The sequence below is a fragment of the Paenibacillus sp. FSL H7-0350 genome (genome assembly GCF_038593195.1).
In the GTDB taxonomy this organism is placed as follows: Bacteria; Bacillota; Bacilli; order Paenibacillales; family Paenibacillaceae; genus Paenibacillus_AQ.
The window spans coordinates 675,158-696,116 of record NZ_CP151972.1 but is presented as its reverse complement, the minus strand read 5'-3'; the positions used below and the strand labels follow the sequence as shown (position 1 = coordinate 696,116).

Genomic DNA, 20,959 nt, shown 5'->3' with positions numbered 1-20,959 from the left:
CGGATGGATAATGTAAAATTCATGCTGCCCAAGCACACTACGTACCTGCCTCTCCGAAAAACACCAAAAAACGGCCCCCAAACAAGGGCCGCCTCACCAAAGCAGCAAACAGTCGCTGCGTATTCAGTTAACCGATTTGTCGTACTGCAAGTAGACGACATGGGTCTGGAGGTATTCGTTCAAGCCGTGCTTGCCGTCAGCGCCGCCGATGCCGGATTTTCTCCAGCCTGCATGGAAGCCCTGCATCGCTTCGAAATTCTCGCGGTTGATATACGTCTCCCCGTACTTCAGCCGCTTGATTACTTTCATGGCGACGTTCAGATTCTGCGTATATAGCGATGAGGTTAAGCCAAATTCACTGTCATTGGCGAGGGCAATCGCCTCATCCAGAGTTGAGAACGTAATGACGGGGATGACCGGACCGAAAATTTCATCCTGCACAATCTCCATCTCATTCGTCGCGTCTGTGATCACTGTCGGCTCGAAGAAGCTGCCTGCTCCTTCAACTTTTTTACCGCCCAGAGCGATCTTGGCTCCTTCTTGAACGGCCCGGTCCACCTTCTGCTGTACCGATTCCTGCGCGGCCTTGTTGATAAGCGGTCCCATCTGAATGTCCGTGTCCTTAAGCGGGTCTCCGTACTTCACGGCCTTCATCGCTGCAACCAGCCGAGTGGTGAATTCCTCCTTGATATCTTCATGGACATAGACACGCTCCGCACAGTTACAGACCTGACCTGTATTAATGACCCGGGAAGCCACAATCGCCTGAACAGCCAGCTCCAGATCGGCATCCTTCATTACGATGGCAGGTGCTTTGCCGCCCAGCTCCAAGCTGACCTTGATGATATTCTCAGCCGCCGCCTCCATAACCTTCTGCCCTGCAGGTACGCTGCCCGTAAGACTAACCATACCTACCTTGGCATTACTGGACAGCTCGTTGCCCACTTCTGCACCTCTGCCTGTAATAAGGTTGAATACACCCTTAGGCAATCCGGCCTGATCCACAATCCGGCTGAACGCCATGGCATTGTTAGGAGATTCAGCGCTGGGCTTCACGACAATCGTGTTGCCGGTGATGAGCGCCGGGGCCATTTTTCTCGCAATCAGGAAGAACGGAAAGTTCCAGGGCAGAATGCCCGTGGTGACGCCGATCGCTCTTTTGAATACAAAAATATGCTCATTATCACGGTCGCTCTGAACGATCTCCCCTTCATAACGCCGTGCCCATTCCGCCATATAATCTAAATAATCCGCAGTGAAATGAACCTCTACGGTGGATAATTCCAGCGTCTTACCGACTTCCTCCGAGATCAGCCTGGCGATGCTGTCCGCCTCTGCCCGGATGCCGTCAGCAATCGCATGCAAGTACTTGCCGCGCTCTACCGCCGGAGTCTCCTCCCACTCTGCCTGGGCTTGCTCCGCTGCATCAATGGCACGTATGACATCATTCCTGGTTGCCTTGGGAACCTGTGAGATGACTTCGTCGGTCGCCGGATTGGTTACTTCCATCCACTCTTTGCCTTCGGATTCCGTAAATTGGCCGTTGATATACATCAAATGCTTGGTCACTGTTTCTCCCCCTCAAGGTAGATTATTCCATTGTAGATTATTCCATTTCTCCAATTACCCATCCATAGTGTAAACGCTATCAATATTTATTGTCAATAAGTTTCACATTTTTTATTTGTTTTTGTGTTGTTTTTCATTGACTTATTGAGTTAAGCTGTGAATATAGGTTTTCATTGATGGGAGGGATGGGAGTGCGAGTCAGTATTTTTTCCACTTGTCTGGTAGATCTTATGGCTCCGAATGCCGGTATTGCCATGGTTGAAGTTCTGGAGCGGCTCGGCTGCGAGATTGATTACCCCGCTTCACAGGTGTGCTGCGGCCAGCCTACGTACAACAGCGGTTATCTGCAAGAATCTAAGCTTGCTATGCAGAACATGATGCTGGCCTTCGAGGCTTCGGATTATGTCGTAGGTCCGTCCGGCTCCTGCATTGCTATGTTTCATGAATATCCGAAGATCTTCAGCGGGGACCCGGAGTGGGAATTGAAAGCGGTTGCGTTAAAAGCGAAATCATATGAACTCACCCAGTTCATTGTGAAAGTGCTGGGGGTCACCGATGTCGGTGCCTCGCTCGAAGGAACGGCCACCTACCACCGCTCCTGCCACATGACAAGGCTGCTGGGCGAGAAGGAAACGCCCTTCCAGCTGTTGGAGCAGGTGAAGGGACTGAAGCTTGAGCCGCTCAAGAACAGCGACAACTGCTGCGGGTTCGGCGGCACTTTTGCGGTGAAGATGCCTGAAATCTCCGGGCAGATGGCCGATGAGAAATGCGGCTGTGTGCTGGATACCGGAGCCGATATCCTGATCAGTGCAGATATGGGCTGCCTGATGAACATCGGAGGGCGCCTGTCCCGCAAGGGTGAGCCGGTACGCGTCATGCATATTGCAGAGGTGCTCAACCAGCATACGCCTGCCAATCATAAAGGGGGAAACTGACTTGAGCCTGCAAACGGATTCACGCAGCTTCAGCGAACGGACCGCGGAGGGCCTTGGGGATTCCTTCATGCGCAGTGCCGTGGGGTCGGCACAGGACAGCCTTAAGACTAGGCGGCTGACAGCCGCTACCGCGCTGGGGGATTGGGAGCAGTGGCGGAAGGCCGGCCAGCTGATCCGTCAGCATACGCTGGCGAACCTGGACTTTTATCTGGAGCAGCTTGCGGATAATGTTGAGCGGCAGGGCGGGCATATCTATTTTGCCGCAACCAAGGAAGAGGCCAGCAGTTATATACGGGATGTCATTGAACGCAAGCAGGCGACCCGGGTCGTCAAATCCAAGTCCATGGTTACTGAGGAGATTGAACTGAACCGCGTACTGCTCGAAGCCGGCTGCGAGCTGATTGAGACGGATCTCGGAGAGTACATTCTGCAGATGGATGATTGGGACCCTCCCTCCCATATCGTAGCCCCCGCCCTGCATAAAGACCGGGAGCAGATTAGGCGTGTCTTCGCAGAGAAGCTCGGATACACCGGCGATGAGACGCCCGAGAAGCTGGCCGGGTTCGCCCGCACCGTCCTGCGCCAGAAGTTCCTGGATGCGGAGATCGGGATTACGGGCTGTAATTTCGCCATCGCCAACCTGGGCGCAATTAATCTCGTCACGAATGAAGGGAACGGTGACCTCACCGCCGCTATTCCCAAGACGCATATCGCAGTGATGGGCATGGAACGGATTGTACCGACGATTGAGGAAATGGAGATCCTGGATAATCTGCTCTGCCGCAGTGCTGTCGGCCAGAAGCTGACCAGCTATATCACGGTCATGGGTCCCTCAGCAGCGGGGGAGACCGACGGACCGGAGGAATTCCATCTGGTGGTCGTCGATAACGGCCGCTCGGATATTCTGGGAAGTGAATTTGGCGAAGCCTTGCAGTGTATCCGCTGCGGTGCCTGCCTGAATGTCTGCCCGGTCTACCGCCATATCGGCGGGCATGCTTACGGTTCCATCTACCCGGGTCCGATTGGTGCGGTCATTACGCCGCTGCTTGGCGGTTATGACGACTATAAGGAGCTGCCGTATGCCTCCAGCCTCTGCGGAGCGTGTACAGATGTTTGTCCGGTAAAAATCCCGCTGCATGAGCAGCTTATTATGCACCGCCAGAATATTGTGAAGCAGAAGAGAACCGGCGCTGCCGACCGAATCCAGATGAAGGCCGCCGCTAAGCTGCTCTCCTCCCCGGCCCTGTTCGGCAAAACGCTCAGGCTCGCCCATTCTGCCAGCCGGATCATGAGCAAACATGGACGTATTGTACGGGGACCAGCTATCATTCAGGGGTGGATTGGTTCACGCGACCTGAAGCAGCCCGTCAAGCAGCAGGACAGCTTCCGGGCATGGCTGGAGAAGCGCAAAGGAGGGGCAGAGTAATGACAGCATCCGAGAACACGAATATGAACATGAATAAGGAGGCTTTTCTGAATACTATTGCCGCCAAGCTGGGACGGGCACGGAAGTCAGAGGTTCAGCGTCCTCCGATCCAGAATTTCATTCCTGACAGCTACGGTCCGCTTACTCAAGATGATCTTGTAGAGATGCTTAAGGAGCAATGCTTCTTCATCCACACTCAGGTGATTGAGACGAAGCGGGAGCTGCTGCAGAGAACGTTAGATGATCTGATAGAGGCAAATGGCGGCGGGGCCGTGATGACTTCCGGTGATCCCCGGTTCAGGGAATACGGGCTGGCCTTCCCTGATGCTGCCGTATGGGAAGAAGCGGCGGGACGTGCGGAGAATATCAGGCGTGCTGAATCGGCAAATACAGCCATAGTCTTCGCCGACTGTGCACTTGCGGAATCTGGAACGGTTGTGGTGGAGAGCCGCCCCGATCAGGGCCGGTCGCTCCATTTCCTGCCTGCTCATTATATTGCGGTGATTGAACGTGAGAAGCTGGTGCTTCGCTCCACGAATGCCGCTGTGGCGCTTAACCGGAGAATTGAGGCCGGGGAAACGGTGGGCTCATCAATTAATTTCATCTCCGGTCCCTCCAATTCCGCGGATATTGAAATGAAGCTGGTGGTCGGGGTGCACGGGCCGCTGAGGGCCACTTATGTGCTGATCTGAAACGAATCCTGTCCCTTAAGGACGGTATAGCAGCGACTCTACACGTAGTCAGTGACGTCAAACTCCCGATCCTTATAGTAATATTTCCGGTCTTCTTCCGTGATCTCACGGATAATCCGGCACGGACTGCCTACGGCGATCACATTATCAGGGATATCCTTAGTCACTACACTACCTGCCCCTATGACCACGTTATTCCCGATGGTCACGCCCGGATTCACAATAACATTACCGCCGATCCACACATTGTTGCCGATGGTGATGGCAATCCCGTATTCATAGCCAGAATTCCTGGAATCGGGATGGACGGGATGGCCTGCTGTATAGAGTGATACATTCGGAGCGAACATGACATTCTCGCCGATGACCACCTTGCCTACATCGAGAATCGTACAGTTGAAATTGGCATAGAAATTATTCCCTACGGTGATATTCGATCCATAATCGCAGCGGAAGGGAGTCTCAATATGCACAAGCTCCCCCGTTGCGCCCAAAAGCTTACGGATCAGCCCGTCTCTCTCCTCATGTGCGTCAGGAGAGAGTGAATTCAGCTGATGAACCAGCAGCCGGGCGGCCGTCCGTTCTTCGGTTAATCCGTCCAGCCATGCTTTATAAGGCAATCCTGCGAGCATTCTGTCTTTCTGATTCATAGGATTCATATGTTATTCCTGCCTTCTCTTAGTGTTGTGTGTTCATGGGGTAGGTCCAGAAGGCTTCATGCCCGAAGCGGAGCTGAATCTCTTCGGCCGTCAGCACCTGATTGCCGACAAGCTCCGCCGCCTGGAATTGCGAACGGTGTGCCTGGATAGAGGCCATCTTCTTGTCCAGAAATGCGGTGACATCGACATGCACATCCGGGAGGCCGATATGCTTCTCATGGCCAATAGCGAATGCGCCGCAGTGAACCACCGGACGCTCCGCAGGCGGCATCTGCCGGACCGCCCGGATAACCGCTGCTCCTGTAGCATCGTGATCCGGGTGTACGCTATAACCGGGATAGAAGGTAATCACAAGCGTCGGAGCCAGCTCATGGATCAGCGCCAGCAGTGTCTGATCCAGCAGCTGCTGATCCTCGAATTCAATCATTTTATCGTGGAAGCCCAGCATCCTTAAGTCTTGTATGCCGATAGCCCGGCAGGATGCCCGCAGCTCTTCCTTGCGGATCTCCGGCAGCGTCACCCGGTTGGCAAACGGCGGAATCCCCATATTGCGCCCCATCTCGCCTAGCGTCAGGCAGGCATAGGTTACTTCTGCGCCTTGCTGGATATACTTCGCAATAGTGCCAGCCGCTCCAAAAGCCTCATCGTCAGGATGCGGAAACACCACCAGTATGCGCTTATGTTCTGTAGTCTGTGTATCGTTCATAGGTTCATCCCTCCCGGTGACATTATAGCTTAGCGAAATACTCCATAACAACCTCACGGAAAATCAGGCCCGCCTGTGAAATATAGCGGTTCTTATGCCACAACAAGGCGATTTCCCTGACCAGTCCCTCGTCTTCCAGCGGAATCAGACGAATATGATCCTGCGCATTCCTTGCCGTACCCGGTATGAAGGCTAAGCCGATTCCGGCTTCCACCAGGTCAATCAAGCGGGCCGGTTCGTCTCCCTCATATACATAGCGTGGCAGGAATCCTGAAGCCTGGCAGACGGAATCCACCAAATCTCGAATCCCGTAGCCTTGTTTGACACCCACAAACCACTCATTCTTAAGCTCTATCAAGCCCAGGCTCTTACGGTCTGCCAGAGGGTGGCCGGCTGGAACGGCAAGGTGAATATGATCATTACAGACCACCTGACATTCCAGATCCTCCCCTCTGACCGGCGGAGAGGACAAGCAGAAATCAACTTCTCCCCTCTGAAGAAGGGTAATCATCTCCTGCATGGGCAGCATTTGTACGTGAAAATGGATATCCGGCAGCTTGAGCCGAAACTCCCGGAGGATACCAGGCAAGGTACTCGCAGTGGTTACCGCTAATTCAAGAGTGCTGGACACAAGGCTGGACAGGTCCTTAAGCTCCTGCCTCCCCTGCTCCAATTCAAACAGCGCCTTCTCCGCACGCTCAAGAAATCTGCGTCCCGGCTCATTTAACCGCAGCTTCCTCCCGCTCCGGTCGAACAATGGGACTCCGAGATCCTCCTCCAGCCGTTGAATGGTCTTGCTAAGTGAGGATTGAGTAACATGCAGCTTGTGTGCAGCCTCGGTCATATGCTCCAGGCGGGCAACCGCGATGAAATACTGCAATTGAAGAAGCTCCATATCCGCCTCCATTCATTCCTTCAAGTCTATGGAATCATACCATGAAATGCGTTGGAGTAAATAACTCTTATCCTGTACGATAACTGTACAGCACTTGAGGGGGAATAACAATGAATGCACGAAATTGGTGGTTAATGATATCCGTTGGGCTGGGGATGATGCTTAACCCGCTTAACTCTTCGATGGTGGCTGTGGCGATCCCCAGGCTGCAGCACGCGTTCAAGCTTGAATTCACTGTGGTTTCCTGGATTATTTTTTCGTTCTATATCGGCAGTGCTATTGCCCAGCCTGTTATGGGCAGAGCGAGCGATATTTTCGGCCGCCGGAGAATTTTCCTGGCGGGACTGGTGATCGTCTTCGCAGCCTCCCTGCTCACGCCTTTGTCTCCAGGCTTCGGGGGGCTCATCGTTCTGCGGGTTGTCCAATCCATTGGAACCAGTATGGTGGTTGCGGTGGGGATGGCAATCATCCGGGTGAATATTACAGACAAGCAAGCGTCCGCGCTGTCGGTGCTGTCCATGTTCACATCGGGAGCAGCTGCGGTAGGACCTTTTATCGGCGGGGTGCTCGTCCATGTGTGGGGATGGTCTTCCATCTTCTATATTAACCTTCCGTTTGTAACGGCCAGCTTCCTGTTAGCCTGGAGAACCATCCCGCAAGACAAGCCGTCAGCAGATATAGTAACCAAGCTGTCCCTAAGGCAATGGATGAACCGGATAGACGCGCCTGGAATTCTACTGTTCACCATAGGGCTGGTGGCTGCGCTTGCGCAGATGCTCTCCGCCAAGTCCTCCGGTCATGTCTCCCTATTCAATATCATCATCGGACTGTCCGGGCTCATCCTGCTTATGATTTTCGTAAGGCATGAGTTAAGAACAGCTATGCCCTTCATTCCTCTGCGTACCTTCGCCAGATCTCCCGGGCTGATCCGGGTCAATGTTGAATTTATGCTGGTTAATCTATTATTTTATTCCGTCTTCTTCGGTCTGCCTTCTTATTTGCAGCTCGTTCGCCAGGTCAGTGAATTCCACACAGGGCTGCTGATGTTAAGCCTGGGTCTAAGCTCGCTCGCCGTTTCTCCGCTGGCCGGAAGATGGATCGATGCCTCCGGGCCCCGGCCTGCGCAGACCGTATCGGCCATCCTAATGGCCCTTGGGTCTGTATGGATCGTAATGCTCGATCCGGCTTCGCCTGTCATCAGTATTCTACTGGCTCTGGCGGCCTTCGGAATCAGCAACGGACTGAATAATGTGGCCATGCAAGCGGCCTTGTTCAACAACTCGCCGAAAGAGCTAATCGGGGTTACCTCCGGCTTATTCAGTACGTCCAGATATTTCGGAACCATCCTCTCCTCTCTGCTGATCGGAATCGTTATAGGCAATCCGTTCAGCTTCAGGGGATTTCAGGTGCTGGGAATGATCCTTACTGCGATTGCCCTATGTCTGGTATTCATGTCCCGGCGGCGTTCTCTAGAGCCCAAAAACTCCCTTCACAGTCTTGATGACCGCTAGGGAGTGCTTAGAAGACGGGTCTAACCCCGGTGGAAAATCTAGGCTTCGTCCTGAAGCTGCTGCAGCTTGCCTGCAACGGCTTCACTGTCCGGGTATATAGCAGCAGCGCAGGTAAGAATACGTATCGCTTCCTCCCGGTGACCGCTATAACTTAAGGTATCAGCAATCCGCCTAAATTCAAAATCCGCCTCATAATACTTATCCTGCTCTGAGCGCCGGATACGCTGGTATTCGTTAATGGCCTCCCCTGCACCGCTGGTTATAACGGTCTTGGCAAGATGATGCACCATCGACTGCTTAAGCTGGCAGACCTCGATACCCAGCAGCAGATCCAGAATAGGACGGGTCACACTGCCCAGCCACACATGGTCACAGTTGGTCATTACGGAGATGCCGAGATTCTCATCCGGTAGCAGAATCAGCTCACTGAGGAATCCGGTATCCCATCCGGAATGCGAGAGCATCCGGGAGCCATTATAGCGGCCCAGGAACCAGCCCAGACCCACATCTTCATGCTCCGGCCCCCAGCCTGTAGCCATAGTAGGACTCCACATCTGTTCATAGCTGCCGGGCTGTAGGGCATTATATCTGTTCTCAGCCTGCCCCCGCCCGAGGTGCATCAGCATATATTGGCACATCTCCCGGGCATTCGTATACAGTGTGGAGCTGGGAGCATGCGCTCTATTGTAAGGGAACACTTCGCTTACATAGGGTCCGTACCCTCTGGAGTTCCTCAGTACATGGGCCGCAGCCAGCACCTGTTCAACCTCCATTTTCAAAAATGAACTCGTGCTCATTCCAGCAGGCTCCAGAAGATGCTGCCGCATATACTCCTCGAAGCTGAGGCCGCTAACCTTGGCAATCAGATCCCCTAGGATCTCATAACCGATATTACTGTAAGCAAAATGAGTACCCGGATCACTCATTAAGCCATGGCGGCGGATGCCTCTGACATACCGTTCAAGACTTCCTTCATCATATTCAGGCCGGTCCCAGCCATAATCGTCCTCATCCGGCATCCCGGAGGTATGATTCAACAATTGTCTCACCGTAAGCTGCTGATAGCGTTCGTCGTGCATTTTGAAATACGGAAGATAGCTCACTATAGGTGAGTCCAGCTCTACCTGCCCACGCTCTGCCAATTGCATCACAGCCGTAACTACGAAGGTCTTGGAGACAGATGCCTGGTGAAAAAGAGTACTGCTGACCACAGGCTCACCTGTAGACACATTAGCGCTGCCATATTCTCCTGTAAAAAGAACCTCGTCCTCACTAACGATCCCCACCTGCAATCCGGTAAACGGTCCATTCTCCATAAAGCGGGTCAGCATCGTGTGAAGCTCTTGTACCCTGCTATGATATGTATTCATTCTGGTTCCCCCAGTTCTTATATGTACTGTATCAATATAACATCCGGGGAGCATACAGAATGTGTAAAAAACAGCTTAATCTGAACTTTACTCAGCTTACCCCTCAACCACATCTGCCCGCAGGTCCGTGGCAATCTCAAGAATCACAGACACAATCGCCTCCATGGACAAGGCCACGTACAGCTCACCCATGTACAGCCGGAACGGGTACTCCGCCCCCTCATGACTCCACATGAAAAAATCCCCTTCGATCGACATCGTGCTCTCCGCACCTTGCACAGTGTAGACCTGTGAATAGCTGAAGCCGGATTTAGCGGCAAAGTATCGCTTGCATTCCTCCAGGGTTAGCGCCTGCTCTGCATTCTCTTCCTGCATGGAACGGGTAATTCGTAAACGCTGGCTCATTGGTGATCCTCCACAATGTTAATATTTAAGGTGCTAATCTGTTAGTGTTAACTCCGTTAACTAATATCCGCCGGGTTGATGATTCCCAAAATCTGGTGGTCCTTCCACACACTTCGGATCTTCACATTCAGCCGGGCAATGCCTTCTTTGTGGAATCCTGCATTCTCCAGTACACGGATAGAACCGGGATTATCCGGTGAAGCTTCTCCTGTAATCCGGTGGAACTTCAGCTCCTCGAAGGCATAGCGCACGACCTGCTTCACCGCCTCCGTCATATAGCCTTTACCGTTATATTCCTTGTCCAGACTGTACCCGATCATACAGCTCTGCAGCGGTCCCCTTACCACAAAAGACAGACTGACACTGCCGATGATTCGCCGGTCAGCCTTGTGAATAACCAGAAAGTCGTATCTCTCATCTGCTGCCCTGAACTCTTCATACTGCGCAAGCTTGTCCCGCTGGTACTGCTCTGTATAGAAATCCTCGCTGATCTCCGGCGAATGCTCTTCAAAAAATTCACGGTTACGCAGGTACATCCCCATCAGCTCAGCGGCATCTCCCGCCTCAGGGTACCGGATGTATACCCGTTGTTCTGACATCTCTAGGCCTCCATTCTTAATTGCACAATGCCGCTTCCTCCGGCTGTTCCTTGCATTCTGAGAACCGGTAGGTCCAGAAGCGTTCCGTTCCGTATTTGTTGCAGATTGCTGGCTCGGTTGGCTTAAGGCCGCCAAGCACCTTCTCCGGCTGGAACTGGGTGCGGTGCGCCAGAATGGAGTTTATTTTGACAGTGATAAAAGGCGTTACATCGGTGACTACATCGGCTGCTCCAATCCGCTGCTGATGGCCGTTCGAGAAGGCGACACTATGTACGACCGGACGTTCCGCAGCGGGCAGCCGGGCAATGGTACGGATCACCGCAGCACCAGTGGCATCATGATCCGGGTGCACGCTATAACCGGGGTAGAACGTAATAACCAGGGAGGGGGTAAGCTCCTTCACGAGCGATTCAATCCGGTGATCCAGGCGTGCCGGTTCTTCGAACTCAATCATTTTGTCATGGAAGCCCAGCATCCTCAGGTCTTGTATCCCAATGGCCTTACAGGAAGCCTCCAGCTCCGCTTGGCGGATGGCCGGCAGGGTCGTGCGGTTCGCAATGAGCGGAACGCCCATGTTCCGGCCCATCTCTCCGAGTGTCAGACAGGCATAGGTCACCTCTGCACCTGCTGCGATATACATTGCCAGTGTCCCGGATACGAAGTAGGCCTCATCGTCGGGATGGGGAAGTACAACCAGGATTCTTGCATGTTCCATAGATTTATTATTCACGGCTAGTTGTTCCTCCAATTTCATTAAAAAGGGCTGCGGCTAAGCTGCAACGCCACAATCAGCTTGCCCTGACTGTCATGACCGGCTAGAATCAGCCGCTCTGTATCGTGCTCATCCACATGGGTTAGTCCTTCGGCGTAAATCCAGCCTTGCTCTGTCTTCAGGCCGACCCGGTAAGGTCCTGTCCCTGAGATGGAGCCGTTCGTATAACGGATCACCGCATTGCTGATGAACGCCGAGCCCGGGGGACGGGTGCTGTCGATATGACTGGCATAAGCTCCTGTTGTGAGCTCAAGATGGATATATAGATCCTCAGAGACGAAATCGTCGATTCGGGTCTGAATGGCCTGGGGTTGAATGAGTTCCATAATGTCCTCCTAAAGTGTATAAGAATAGCTGGTTCCAGTGCATTCATTATACATGAAATCCCCGAAGCTCAAAACCTGGAAGAGTTGCACCGGCTATCCTGTCCAAGCAAACGAAAAAGAGCCTGCCTAAGGAATTCCATGAATTCCTTAGGCAAGCCCGTTGACGGGAAGCCCCTTTTCCACGCTTAATTACAGACTTACTATAGAGAAGACCTTATTGTTATGAAAATAGACGTATTGGTTGCCGTACACCAAATAATTATCTTTAATGCTGTCCGGATCTCCCCAGCATAGTAAGAGTTCTGTCATCGTCATGCCGCTGACCGCCCGCTCTTCACGGATGGCAGACCACATTTTATCGCTGATCTTGAAGAGGGTGCGCGGATTCTGGAAACATAATATTTCATCTAAATAAGTAACATAGCTCTCAGCACTATCAATCTCTATTGGAATCTCCTGCCCATTGGCCCGGCGAATGATGATTTCTAGATTACCATTTGTAGGATTGGAGCGGAAGTTGCTGATGGTCACTTTCTCCAAGTTTTTGAAAAGGCTATTGTTCATATTAGGATTTCTGGTCCATACGGTTGTTCCATTATAGACTTTTTGCAGAAGCTGAAGATGGGTGGCGGTGTACATAGTATTGTCCACATATTCATTCAAATCCAGGACCCATTCGGTTCCGGCTTCATTTTGCAGCACCAGGTTCTGATTGTAGTCATCGATGTACTGTACACTCTTCACCCAATGGCTTCCCGGATGTCCATATAAATAGACCTTTTTACCCAACACAGTGCCCATCGTACCTGGCAGCTTGCTGATCGCGTACAGCATACTATTGCTCTTATTCTTGCCATCCTCTGTGCTCCAGACGAACAACGCTATGGCGCTGGAGGCATATTTGCCATCGATTGCTCCGAACTTGAGCAGGGTTTTGAAGGCTACGTAATTGGAGCTTTTGTAAAGAATAGAGTTATCCTTGTTCAGCTTGGTGCTTCCTTTGCTGCCTGTGAGCGTTACGCCAGTGGTATCCGCCGCCACAGTGAAACCCGGAATCTGTCCGGCCAGCTTAACCGGTACATAGGCAGAGCCATTCACGAGTACAGATTTGACTGGCGAAATAAGCAGGCTGCCTTCGACAAACGTAGCAATCTCCGTATAGTCCGGTGCGGCTGCGGCCGCTGCCTGTCCGGCGCCTCCCGGATAGACCAGTCCGAGCGCAAGCAGCAGAGTGGTGAGCAGTAATGCAAGTTTTTTCATAGATGTTCTAATTCCTTCCCCCAATGTAAGTTAGGTGCCCCGGCAAGGTGCCGGAATCTTCCAGATCAGTACATTCGACAAGAAGTTAATTATTTCCTCTACTTCGGGATACGAATCACAAATACTGTTGGCTCCGCTTCCCTGCTCTCCAGCTGCAGCGAGCCCTCCATCTTCTCCACGTTCTTCTTGGCAATGGACAAGCCCAGACCGGTTCCTCCGCTGGCCGTTGTCCGGGCCTCATCCCCCCGCACAAACGGATCAAAGATCGTAGACCACAGCTCCCTCGGAATGCCGACTCCATTGTCCGCAATCTCGATCCTGATCTGCGTGTCCTCAGGAATCACAGATACCCGGATGCGCGTCCCTTCGGGATTATAGGCGAGGGCATTAGAGATCAGATTATTAATGACACTGGCGAACAGCTCAGGATCATAACGGGCATAGAGCTCTTCTTCGGGCACCTGCAGGTGAAGCTCGAAGTCTTTTTGCTCAATCTCGCCGTAGGTGTCGGCAATAATCTCCCGCAGATGATCGCCCAGCTCAAGTCGCTCTATACGGAGGATGAAATCCGGTGAGTCCAGCTTAAGCAGATCCAGCATATGCGTAATGAGCTTCGTGACCTGAACGGACTTGGTATAGATGTAATTCAAATATTTCGTCTGTCGCTCAGGGTCTGTAACGCGTCCTTCGATAAGGGCCTGCGCGTACCCCTGGATGCTGGTTATCGGGGTCTTGAGGTCATGGGACAGATCGACCATCAGCCGCTGCTTGCTTGTCTCGGCCAGGCGCTTCTCCTCGGTGGTCTTCTCAATCACATCAGCCATATAGTTGAAGCTGTGGCCGATCCGCAGGAACTCGGTCTCTGCATACAAGGCAATACGCGTGTTGTAATGCCCTTCCATCATACGGTTCAAGCCTAGATTCAGCACCCGCAGCGGCTTCTTGATCCGTCTGGAGACCCAATAGCTGTACACAAAAATCAGCAGCAGAATCAGCCCGCTGACCAGGAATACATAAAAGAACACCGAATGATTCAGATAGGAGACCAGAAACTCGTTGTTAATGGAGATATTGATTACATCGCGGGGAATCTTAAGCAACATCCAGGCTGCCCCGCTGTCCTGCTCCGTAACACTCGTAATAGAATAGTAAAAAGGTTCGCCCCTGCGGTTCTCCAGTCCCAGATACAGCATGTCCTCGTCATAAGCTTGAATATCATCCTGCTTCTCACCAATGACCTGAATCACCCGCTTGCCGGAATCCAGCAGCTCCAGCCAGCCTCCGCTCTTCAGCAGACGCTCACTCTCCGGCCCTTGCCCCAGCTCCTCCCGGTACGTACCGGCCTCTACAGACAGATTGGGATCTGGCGTCATCCGCTCCCGGATAACCTCAGCAATATCCTTTTGCACGAATAGATAGACCACTAACACCAGCATAAGCAGCATACAGTTGAACAGCAGGAAGTCGATGGTTAGTGACGTCTGCAGCGGGCGGTTATCTCTACTTTTCCACGGGTGCTTCAATTTTGTACCCCAATCCCCTGATCGTCTTCAGGTATTCCGGTCTCTTGGAATCTCGTTCGATCTTGTCGCGGATATTGCTGATGTGCACCATAATGCTGTTGTCCTCGTAGACGTAGAAGTCTTCCCAGACCGTCTCATATATTTTCTTGCGTGTAAACACACGGCCCGGCTGCTGCATCAGCAACTCCAGGATTTTATATTCAGTAGAAGTCAGAGCGATGGCCTCCCCGGCCACCTCAACCTGACAGGTGCTCCGGTCCAGCGTCAGCCTGCCGAGCACGATCTGCTCATTCGGCTTCTCCTCTTCTGCTGCCTTGGCATCGAACTGATGCACCCGCCGCAGCATGGCCCCGGCACGCGCCACAATCTCCAGCGGATTGAAGGGCTTAGCGATATAGTCGTCCGCTCCAAGCTCAAGCCCCAGGATTTTATCATGATACTGGCTCTTGGCGGACAGGAACAGTACAGGGAATTGCTCATGCTCCCGAATCCGCTTCAGCAGCTGCAGCCCGTCCATCCCAGGCATCATAATGTCCAGTATCGCCAGGTCAATCTTGTTATTCTGCATCCGCTGGAGCGCTTCAATTCCGTTCTCTGCGGTCAAAATCGTATATTCCTTCTCCAGATACAGCTGCAGAAGCTCAACAATCTCCGATTCGTCATCGGCTATGAGAATGGTATACATGGTGAATCCCCCTCTATCTTGTCATGCAAGCCGCGCTCTTTGTAACTATAGCCTGCCATTCTTAATCCAGTCTAAACCAAATCTAAAGAAAAGATAAAGAATTATTACAACTTAAAGCTAGGTCGTCGCTGCGGTGAACATTTGGACTTCCGGCCGCTGTTGTCAACAGAAAACAAAAAATGAACAGCTGCTCAGCCAAAAATGGCTGAACCGACTGTTCTAAATGGTAGAGTTAGTTTAAGCAGAGCCTACAGTCAGCTTCAACTTACACCGTAGGTACAGTTCCCCCGTCAATCACGTACTCAGCACCCGTAATGGAGGCTGCGCGTTCGGAAGCGAGGAAGGCCACCAGCTCGCCCACCTCCTCAGGGAAGCCAGGGCGTCCGATGGGAATGCCGCCCAGCGCGTCCATTACCGATTGCAGCGCACTTTCTACACTGCCTGTCACCTCCGCGATACTCTTCAAGAAGTCCCCGGTTGCTTCGGTTTGAATGAAGCCCGGCGCGACCCGGTTCACCCGGATACCCTTCGGAGAGAATTCCTTAGATAAGCTCTTGCTGTAACTGCTTAAAGCAGCTTTGGCGGCTGCATAGGGGATGGTCGATTCGATCAGCGGCATCACTCTTTGAATGGAAGAGATGTGGATGATGACTCCCTTGCCCTGCTCCAGCATGAGCGGGATCAGCCCCCGGTCCAGCCGCACAGCTGCCAGCAGGTTCAGATTCAGCGCATCCATCCAGTGTTCATCGGATGCTGCGAGAAATCCCCCAGCTGGTGTTGAGCTGCCGCCAGCGTTATTCACCAGAATGTCGATCCGCCCGAACCGGGCCTTGACTGCAGCAATGACCCGCTCCACGCCTTCGGGCGTGGACAGATCGGCCTGGACGAACAAATCAGAAGCAGGCCTTTCCGCCGGAAGTGTCCGGGCAGTAGTCATAACTTCAGCGCCTGCCGCTGTGAACCGGGCAGCGATTGCCTGTCCCATTCCCTTGGTACCGCCTGTTACCAGGATTCTTTTACCTTCGTATTCTGTCAGCGGACTAGCATAAGTTATAGCCATCGTTACAGCCTCTTTTCATTAGGGATTCCTCAGGATAGGCTGGAAGTCCAGCCGCCCTAAGGTCTATATGTATATATTAGACTTGATTAATATGAGCGTCTAATTTATTATTTTCATTAAATTCATGAATAATATTAATATATAAAGGGAGCTGTCTGTCTGCATGGAGCTTACACAATTGGAGTATTTTCTGACCGTAGCCCGGCTTGAGCATATGACCTCTGCGTCCAAAGCGCTGCGAATTACGCAGCCTGCCTTGAGCCATGCGATTTCCAAACTGGAAAGTGAGCTGGGGGTTCCTTTATTCGAGCGTAAGGGCCGCAATGTCCAGTTAAACCGCTATGGGGTTATGTTCAGTTCGCGGGTCGAAGAAGCGCTGCGCAATATCGGGAATGGGGTGCGGGAGATTGAGGAGTCGTCCAATGCGGACAGTGGAACCGTTCATCTGTCTTATCTGAATATTCTTGGCGTGGACCTGATCCCATCGCTTATCAGAGACTATCAGGCAGATCATCCGAAAGTGCGGTTCGATCTGTATCAGGGGAATCACGGGGATATCGACGAAGCGCTGGATAACGGGACCTCGGATATGCTGATTACGTCCAGAGAGACTACGGCGGAGAATAAGGAATGGATGGTGTTTCGCAGATTACCGATTTATATTGTGGTCTCCAGCTCCCACCGGTTCGCAGCGCGTTCCTCGCTGAGTCTGTTCGAGCTGTCAGGTGAGCCGTTTGTAGGACTGAAAACGAATTGTGGACTCAAGAACACAATCACCTCCCTCTTCCAAAATACTAATTTCGAGCTGGCCTCTACCTATTATGCTGAGGATCTGATTACTGTGGCCGGCTTCATCAAAGCCGGGCTCGGCGTATCCGTGCTTCCACAGACGCTGGGACTGATGCTTGACGGTCTGGTCTGGATTCCCATCCAGGAACCGGGCTGGGAATGGGAAGTGGGCCTGCAATGGCGACGGGACCATTATCTGTCCCCCGCCTCCAAAAGGTTCATGGAGTATATTCAGCAGAGTAGAGAAGTATCCGACTTAAACTTGTAAGTAATACCCTAAACCATTAATACCTTAACCCATTGCACGCTGAGAGTTTGCCGTGCACGCCTGGTTAAGGTACATATGGTTTGCTTAATTGCAGTAGCTTAGACTGCCGCTCCAGGAAGAGGAATAAATCCATCTGCCAATTCAGCCATCTACCATTGTTTATTTTAATTTTCTGCGTAACGTGCCTGAAGCTTTTGTTTATGCGATATTAGGATATCTTCAAGCGATATATCATATTTATTTGCGATCACAATGAGATTTCCTAAAACATCTCCAAGTTCTTCTGTTAATTCAGATTTTTTCTCTAGAAATGTACCTGCAACCTCATCTGGACGATCCCTGCCAATCTCCAGTGCACGAATTGCACGAGCTACCTCCCCGGTTTCCTCAGCAAGAAATCCAATACGGACAAAGATATCCAAGTCTGACCAGTTGCGATTCTTATAATATTCCTTAACCCATTGCTGAAATTCAATAATATCCATATTTCCCTCCGGTATAACTAGATTACTAGATCTCAAAAGCTCGAAAATAACAATACCATACTGAAGCTTAACAATCTATGTAGTCAATTTCATCGGTTGTTTTCTATAGAAGGAATATTTATAGCGCGAAGCATATGAATTCTGAAGTAATATCTAAATAAAGAGCTGCCCCAATAGCCGCTTCACGGCTTAGAGACAGCTCTATCAAGTCTGTTAGCGAATCAATGCCTGAAGCTCTTCAATCGTTGCCTGGTACTGGGGCTTGAAATCAGTAGAATTCATATAACCGGCTATACTGGTCAAGAATTGTCTGCCTTCAAGAGTTGCGCTTACCTTAGCGGCGTCCAGTGCACACAACAGCAGGTTACCGTTACCTACACGGCACTCCGTGAGAAAACTCAGCTTGTGGTTACGCTCGAAATTATCGATGGTCTGTACGATAGGATTCCAGCTGCGGTCCGCCTCGTCCATGATAAGCGATTTGGAATGCTCCACGATAGTCCACCAAGGATAAGTGGAATGCGCCTCGCTCGGGAAATCGCGCAGCACCGGATGCCGGTTATCGATCAGCAGGCCCATTGTACCAATTGGAACCGGACGGTTCATGCTCTCCGAGATCGAGCGGAACATCGGGTAGCACCAGAAATCCGTACAATAATAGCCTTCAATTCCGTTCTGAACCGACTGCGGTTCCGGCAGCAGCAGCACGTTGCCGCCTTGCTCCAGCAGGGAGACTGCCTTCTCAGACAGCTCTGTGAACACATGGATGCCTTCAGCTTCAAGCGGGTTATCGCTGTGCTCAGGATATATCCACAAGTCGTAGCTCTTACGGATATCACTTCCTTGAACCCGGAGCGCCAGCTCCGCACGGCTCATCCGGTCAACCGCCGGAAGCTCAACCGCCAGATCACAAATGTCAATGTAGTGGGTTCCGGCAGGAATAAAGGCTCCGGCTGAGCCCGTTGTCCGAACTCCTCCTTCAACCGCGAGTTCCCAGTGAAGCTCGATGGCATCCGGCATACTGCTGCGGAAGCAGCTCAGCTCCACATGGGCCTCGAAGGTCTCCCGGGCGGCGTAGTTATACTTAGGGAATCTTGCCAGCAGTACTGCATCATTACAGAAGGTCCGCCACTCTTCCGGGCTAATCAGCCCCTTGGAATCCATGAAGGCATCCAGAACACCGACGAGTGCTGTACCCTGGCCGCTGAAGTCCTGGAGATCCAGAAGCTGGAACCCCGCTAGCCGGCGGGAACGGAAGGCAGCCTCAAGCTCTTCTTTGTAGCAAGCGACAGCGAGCTGGCCGGAGCTTTTGAAGTATGCATCGGCCAGATGGCCAAGCCCCTTACTCTCCAGCCGTTCGCGGAAGATGACGAAGTTCCCGGCCTTCAGCGGGCCTGTGTACTTCCCGATCTCCTCGAAATCCGGAAACGTAGCATACTGGCCAATCTCATGCGAAATTACCGGAACCTGCGGTATCCATTCACCGGATTCACCGCCGGATTGTACTGCCTTGGCTCCGGTACCGTACTGGATCAGGATCTCACCGCCTGCTTCAGCGGACCCGGCTTCACCGCTCCCAAAGCCCGGCGGAACAATCTCGTCGTCGTAATCCTTCATTGTACCTGGCAGTGAGGTCTGGACATGGCCGAGCGGAGCATCGCACATGGCATATGACCCTCTGAATAGCCGATCGCGTGTGAAGCGTACGCCGCTGAAGAAGTCATCATGCTCCAGCACTTCCGGGACCCACTGATGGTTGTTGGAGCCTTGAGTGTAGAGCGGTCGGTCATCGAACGCTTTATAATCTGCAAGGAAGGAATCAATCCGCTCCTTACTGCCCCACAGCTCGTTGCCCAGTGACATCATCACGAAGGATGGATGATTGCCGAACTCCCGCAGGATGGCATACCCTTCGCTGATCAGATAATCCTGCTCCGCCTGATTATGCCCTTCGTCCGTCTCTACTGTAATCGTGCCCCAGAACGGCAGCTCCGGCTGCATGTATATTCCAAGCAGATCCGCAGCAGTGAACGCAGCTTCCGGCGGGCAGCAGGTATGGAAGCGGTAATGGTTAATGCCGTAAGATTTCGCAATACCCAGTATCCGTACCCACTCTCGGGCGTCAGTCGGAGCATAGCCGGTAAGCGGGAAGATCAGGCCGTCATGTTTGCCGCGCAGGAAGGTCTGCTCGCCGTTAATGGTGAACTTATCGCCTTCGGCCCGGAATGACTTAAGCCCAAAGATCACCTCCTGCCGATCCACGGGAATTCCATCGCTGCCCATGAGAACAAGGGTGACAGTATACAGATTGGGAGCGAATTCACTCCACAGCAGCGCACCCTGACCCAGTGAATAGTCTATAGTGAACGGACCCGGTGCGATGACATATTCCTGTTCCTCTGCGGAATGTGTTGTCTCGCTATTGAAGCTACTGGCAGATACCGCGAGTGTAGCACCTTGCATGCTCTCCAGCGTTGCCGAGATCCGCACCGAACGTGCAGGCAAATCAGACTCCAGCCTGATGCCGCTAATCCGGGCTTCTCCATAGAACTGCAGCTCCATCCGGCCGGTTATCCCGTTCCAGTTGGTCTGGGTGTCCGGCGAGGTCATATGCCCGCCTTTGGTCGGATAGCCGGTGTTGTCCACCCGGATGGTAAGCGTATGACTCCCGGATTGCAGCTGCGGCAGCTCATATACATGTGCAGTATTCAAACTGTCACGGCTGCCGATCTCCTCACCATCCACCCAGAGAGTGGTAAGCCTTGTACGTTCCAGATACAAGCAGCAGTGCTTATCCGCCAGCTCTTCCGGAATCACAACCTCTCTGGAATACCAGACCGGTCCTTCATAACGGTATTCATCCGTCAGAGCGCCTACCAGAATTTCCTCATTCTTCGGCCCTTTGCGGGCGTAAGAGGTAGTTCCCGGCAGCATAATTACATCGGTAAAAGGTACTACCAGTCCCTTCCTCTTCTCTTCCAGCTGTAGCTTCCATTCGCCTTCAAGGCTGATCTTTGACAGCAC

The 20,959-nt window shown here is 52.4% G+C and carries 20 protein-coding genes; 5 read left to right on the top strand and 15 right to left on the bottom strand.

The genetic code is table 11. The features are described 5' to 3' along the window. Window positions 1–123: 123 nt before the first annotated feature. Window positions 124–1,569 (bottom strand): aldehyde dehydrogenase, encoded by a 1,446-nt coding sequence (gene aldA, locus NYE24_RS03305; RefSeq protein ID WP_256705374.1) that lies wholly within the window; start codon window positions 1,567–1,569, stop codon window positions 124–126. A gap of 191 nt (window positions 1,570–1,760) precedes the next feature. On the opposite strand from aldA, the gene NYE24_RS03300 reads away from it, so the two are divergent. The 3 genes from NYE24_RS03300 to NYE24_RS03290 are packed head-to-tail and all read left to right on the top strand — an operon-like array spanning window position 1,761 to window position 4,622. Next, a complete protein-coding gene (locus tag NYE24_RS03300) occupies window positions 1,761–2,504 on the top strand; it encodes a (Fe-S)-binding protein (RefSeq protein WP_036693858.1) in 744 nt (247 codons plus the stop codon). Between the two features lies 1 nt (window position 2,505). Further along, window positions 2,506–3,930 (top strand): LutB/LldF family L-lactate oxidation iron-sulfur protein, encoded by a 1,425-nt coding sequence (locus NYE24_RS03295; protein WP_036693859.1) that lies wholly within the window; start codon window positions 2,506–2,508, stop codon window positions 3,928–3,930. Then, on the top strand, window positions 3,930–4,622 hold the full coding sequence (locus NYE24_RS03290; protein WP_036693861.1) for a lactate utilization protein C: 693 nt from the start codon (window positions 3,930–3,932) through the stop codon (window positions 4,620–4,622). Before NYE24_RS03295 ends, NYE24_RS03290 begins: the two co-directional genes overlap by 1 nt. 38 nt (window positions 4,623–4,660) lie before the next feature. Here NYE24_RS03290 and NYE24_RS03285 read toward each other — a convergent pair whose 3' ends face one another. Genes NYE24_RS03285 through NYE24_RS03275 form a run of 3 tightly spaced genes read right to left on the bottom strand, consistent with a single transcriptional unit; the run spans window position 4,661 to window position 6,882 of the window. Further along, window positions 4,661–5,272, bottom strand: a complete 612-nt coding sequence (locus tag NYE24_RS03285; RefSeq protein ID WP_036694186.1) for a sugar O-acetyltransferase — start codon at window positions 5,270–5,272, stop codon at window positions 4,661–4,663. A 28-nt stretch (window positions 5,273–5,300) separates the two neighbouring features. Continuing rightward, window positions 5,301–5,987, bottom strand: a complete 687-nt coding sequence (bshB2, locus tag NYE24_RS03280) for a bacillithiol biosynthesis deacetylase BshB2 (protein ID WP_036693863.1) — start codon at window positions 5,985–5,987, stop codon at window positions 5,301–5,303. A 22-nt stretch (window positions 5,988–6,009) separates the two neighbouring features. Beyond that, window positions 6,010–6,882 (bottom strand): LysR family transcriptional regulator, encoded by an 873-nt coding sequence (locus NYE24_RS03275; protein WP_342478028.1) that lies wholly within the window; start codon window positions 6,880–6,882, stop codon window positions 6,010–6,012. Window positions 6,883–6,992: 110 nt separating this feature from the next. Here NYE24_RS03275 and NYE24_RS03270 point away from each other — a divergent pair, with 110 nt between their 5' ends. Next, complete coding sequence (locus tag NYE24_RS03270) at window positions 6,993–8,393, top strand: MFS transporter (RefSeq protein ID WP_342478027.1); 1,401 nt, start codon at window positions 6,993–6,995, stop codon at window positions 8,391–8,393. Between the two features lie 38 nt (window positions 8,394–8,431). Here NYE24_RS03270 and NYE24_RS03265 read toward each other — a convergent pair whose 3' ends face one another. The 9 genes from NYE24_RS03265 to NYE24_RS03225 form a co-directional block, all read right to left on the bottom strand. Then, window positions 8,432–9,763, bottom strand: a complete 1,332-nt coding sequence (locus NYE24_RS03265) for a serine hydrolase domain-containing protein (protein WP_051493356.1) — start codon at window positions 9,761–9,763, stop codon at window positions 8,432–8,434. Window positions 9,764–9,859: 96 nt separating this feature from the next. After that, window positions 9,860–10,168 carry a hypothetical protein gene (locus tag NYE24_RS03260; RefSeq protein ID WP_036693866.1) on the bottom strand — a complete coding sequence of 103 codons (309 nt, stop codon included), beginning with the start codon at window positions 10,166–10,168 and terminating at the stop codon, window positions 9,860–9,862. A gap of 56 nt (window positions 10,169–10,224) precedes the next feature. After that, a complete protein-coding gene (locus NYE24_RS03255) occupies window positions 10,225–10,767 on the bottom strand; it encodes a GNAT family protein (protein WP_342478026.1) in 543 nt (180 codons plus the stop codon). Window positions 10,768–10,783: 16 nt separating this feature from the next. Next, window positions 10,784–11,482: a bacillithiol biosynthesis deacetylase BshB2 gene (gene bshB2, locus NYE24_RS03250; protein WP_051493372.1), complete on the bottom strand. Its 699-nt coding sequence runs from the start codon at window positions 11,480–11,482 to the stop codon at window positions 10,784–10,786. A gap of 38 nt (window positions 11,483–11,520) precedes the next feature. Further along, a complete protein-coding gene (locus NYE24_RS03245) occupies window positions 11,521–11,865 on the bottom strand; it encodes a YojF family protein (RefSeq protein ID WP_036693869.1) in 345 nt (114 codons plus the stop codon). Window positions 11,866–12,054: 189 nt separating this feature from the next. Then, complete coding sequence (locus NYE24_RS03240; RefSeq protein ID WP_341025194.1) at window positions 12,055–13,125, bottom strand: hypothetical protein; 1,071 nt, start codon at window positions 13,123–13,125, stop codon at window positions 12,055–12,057. Window positions 13,126–13,223: 98 nt separating this feature from the next. Continuing rightward, a complete protein-coding gene (locus NYE24_RS03235) occupies window positions 13,224–14,648 on the bottom strand; it encodes a HAMP domain-containing sensor histidine kinase (protein WP_342478025.1) in 1,425 nt (474 codons plus the stop codon). After that, a complete protein-coding gene (locus tag NYE24_RS03230; RefSeq protein WP_342478024.1) occupies window positions 14,626–15,333 on the bottom strand; it encodes a response regulator transcription factor in 708 nt (235 codons plus the stop codon). The genes NYE24_RS03235 and NYE24_RS03230 overlap by 23 nt, the downstream gene beginning before the upstream one ends. A gap of 265 nt (window positions 15,334–15,598) precedes the next feature. Continuing rightward, window positions 15,599–16,393 carry an SDR family oxidoreductase gene (locus NYE24_RS03225; RefSeq protein ID WP_342478023.1) on the bottom strand — a complete coding sequence of 265 codons (795 nt, stop codon included), beginning with the start codon at window positions 16,391–16,393 and terminating at the stop codon, window positions 15,599–15,601. A gap of 163 nt (window positions 16,394–16,556) precedes the next feature. Between NYE24_RS03225 and NYE24_RS03220 the strand changes: the two genes are divergently transcribed. Beyond that, window positions 16,557–17,450: a LysR family transcriptional regulator gene (locus tag NYE24_RS03220; RefSeq protein WP_036693876.1), complete on the top strand. Its 894-nt coding sequence runs from the start codon at window positions 16,557–16,559 to the stop codon at window positions 17,448–17,450. A 164-nt stretch (window positions 17,451–17,614) separates the two neighbouring features. On the opposite strand, the gene NYE24_RS03215 is transcribed toward NYE24_RS03220, so the two are convergent. Together NYE24_RS03215 and NYE24_RS03210 are read right to left on the bottom strand one after the other, a co-directional pair. Beyond that, window positions 17,615–17,935, bottom strand: a complete 321-nt coding sequence (locus NYE24_RS03215; RefSeq protein ID WP_036693879.1) for a MazG-like family protein — start codon at window positions 17,933–17,935, stop codon at window positions 17,615–17,617. A gap of 213 nt (window positions 17,936–18,148) precedes the next feature. Continuing rightward, window positions 18,149–20,959, bottom strand: a complete 2,811-nt coding sequence (locus tag NYE24_RS03210) for a glycoside hydrolase family 2 TIM barrel-domain containing protein (RefSeq protein WP_342478022.1) — start codon at window positions 20,957–20,959, stop codon at window positions 18,149–18,151.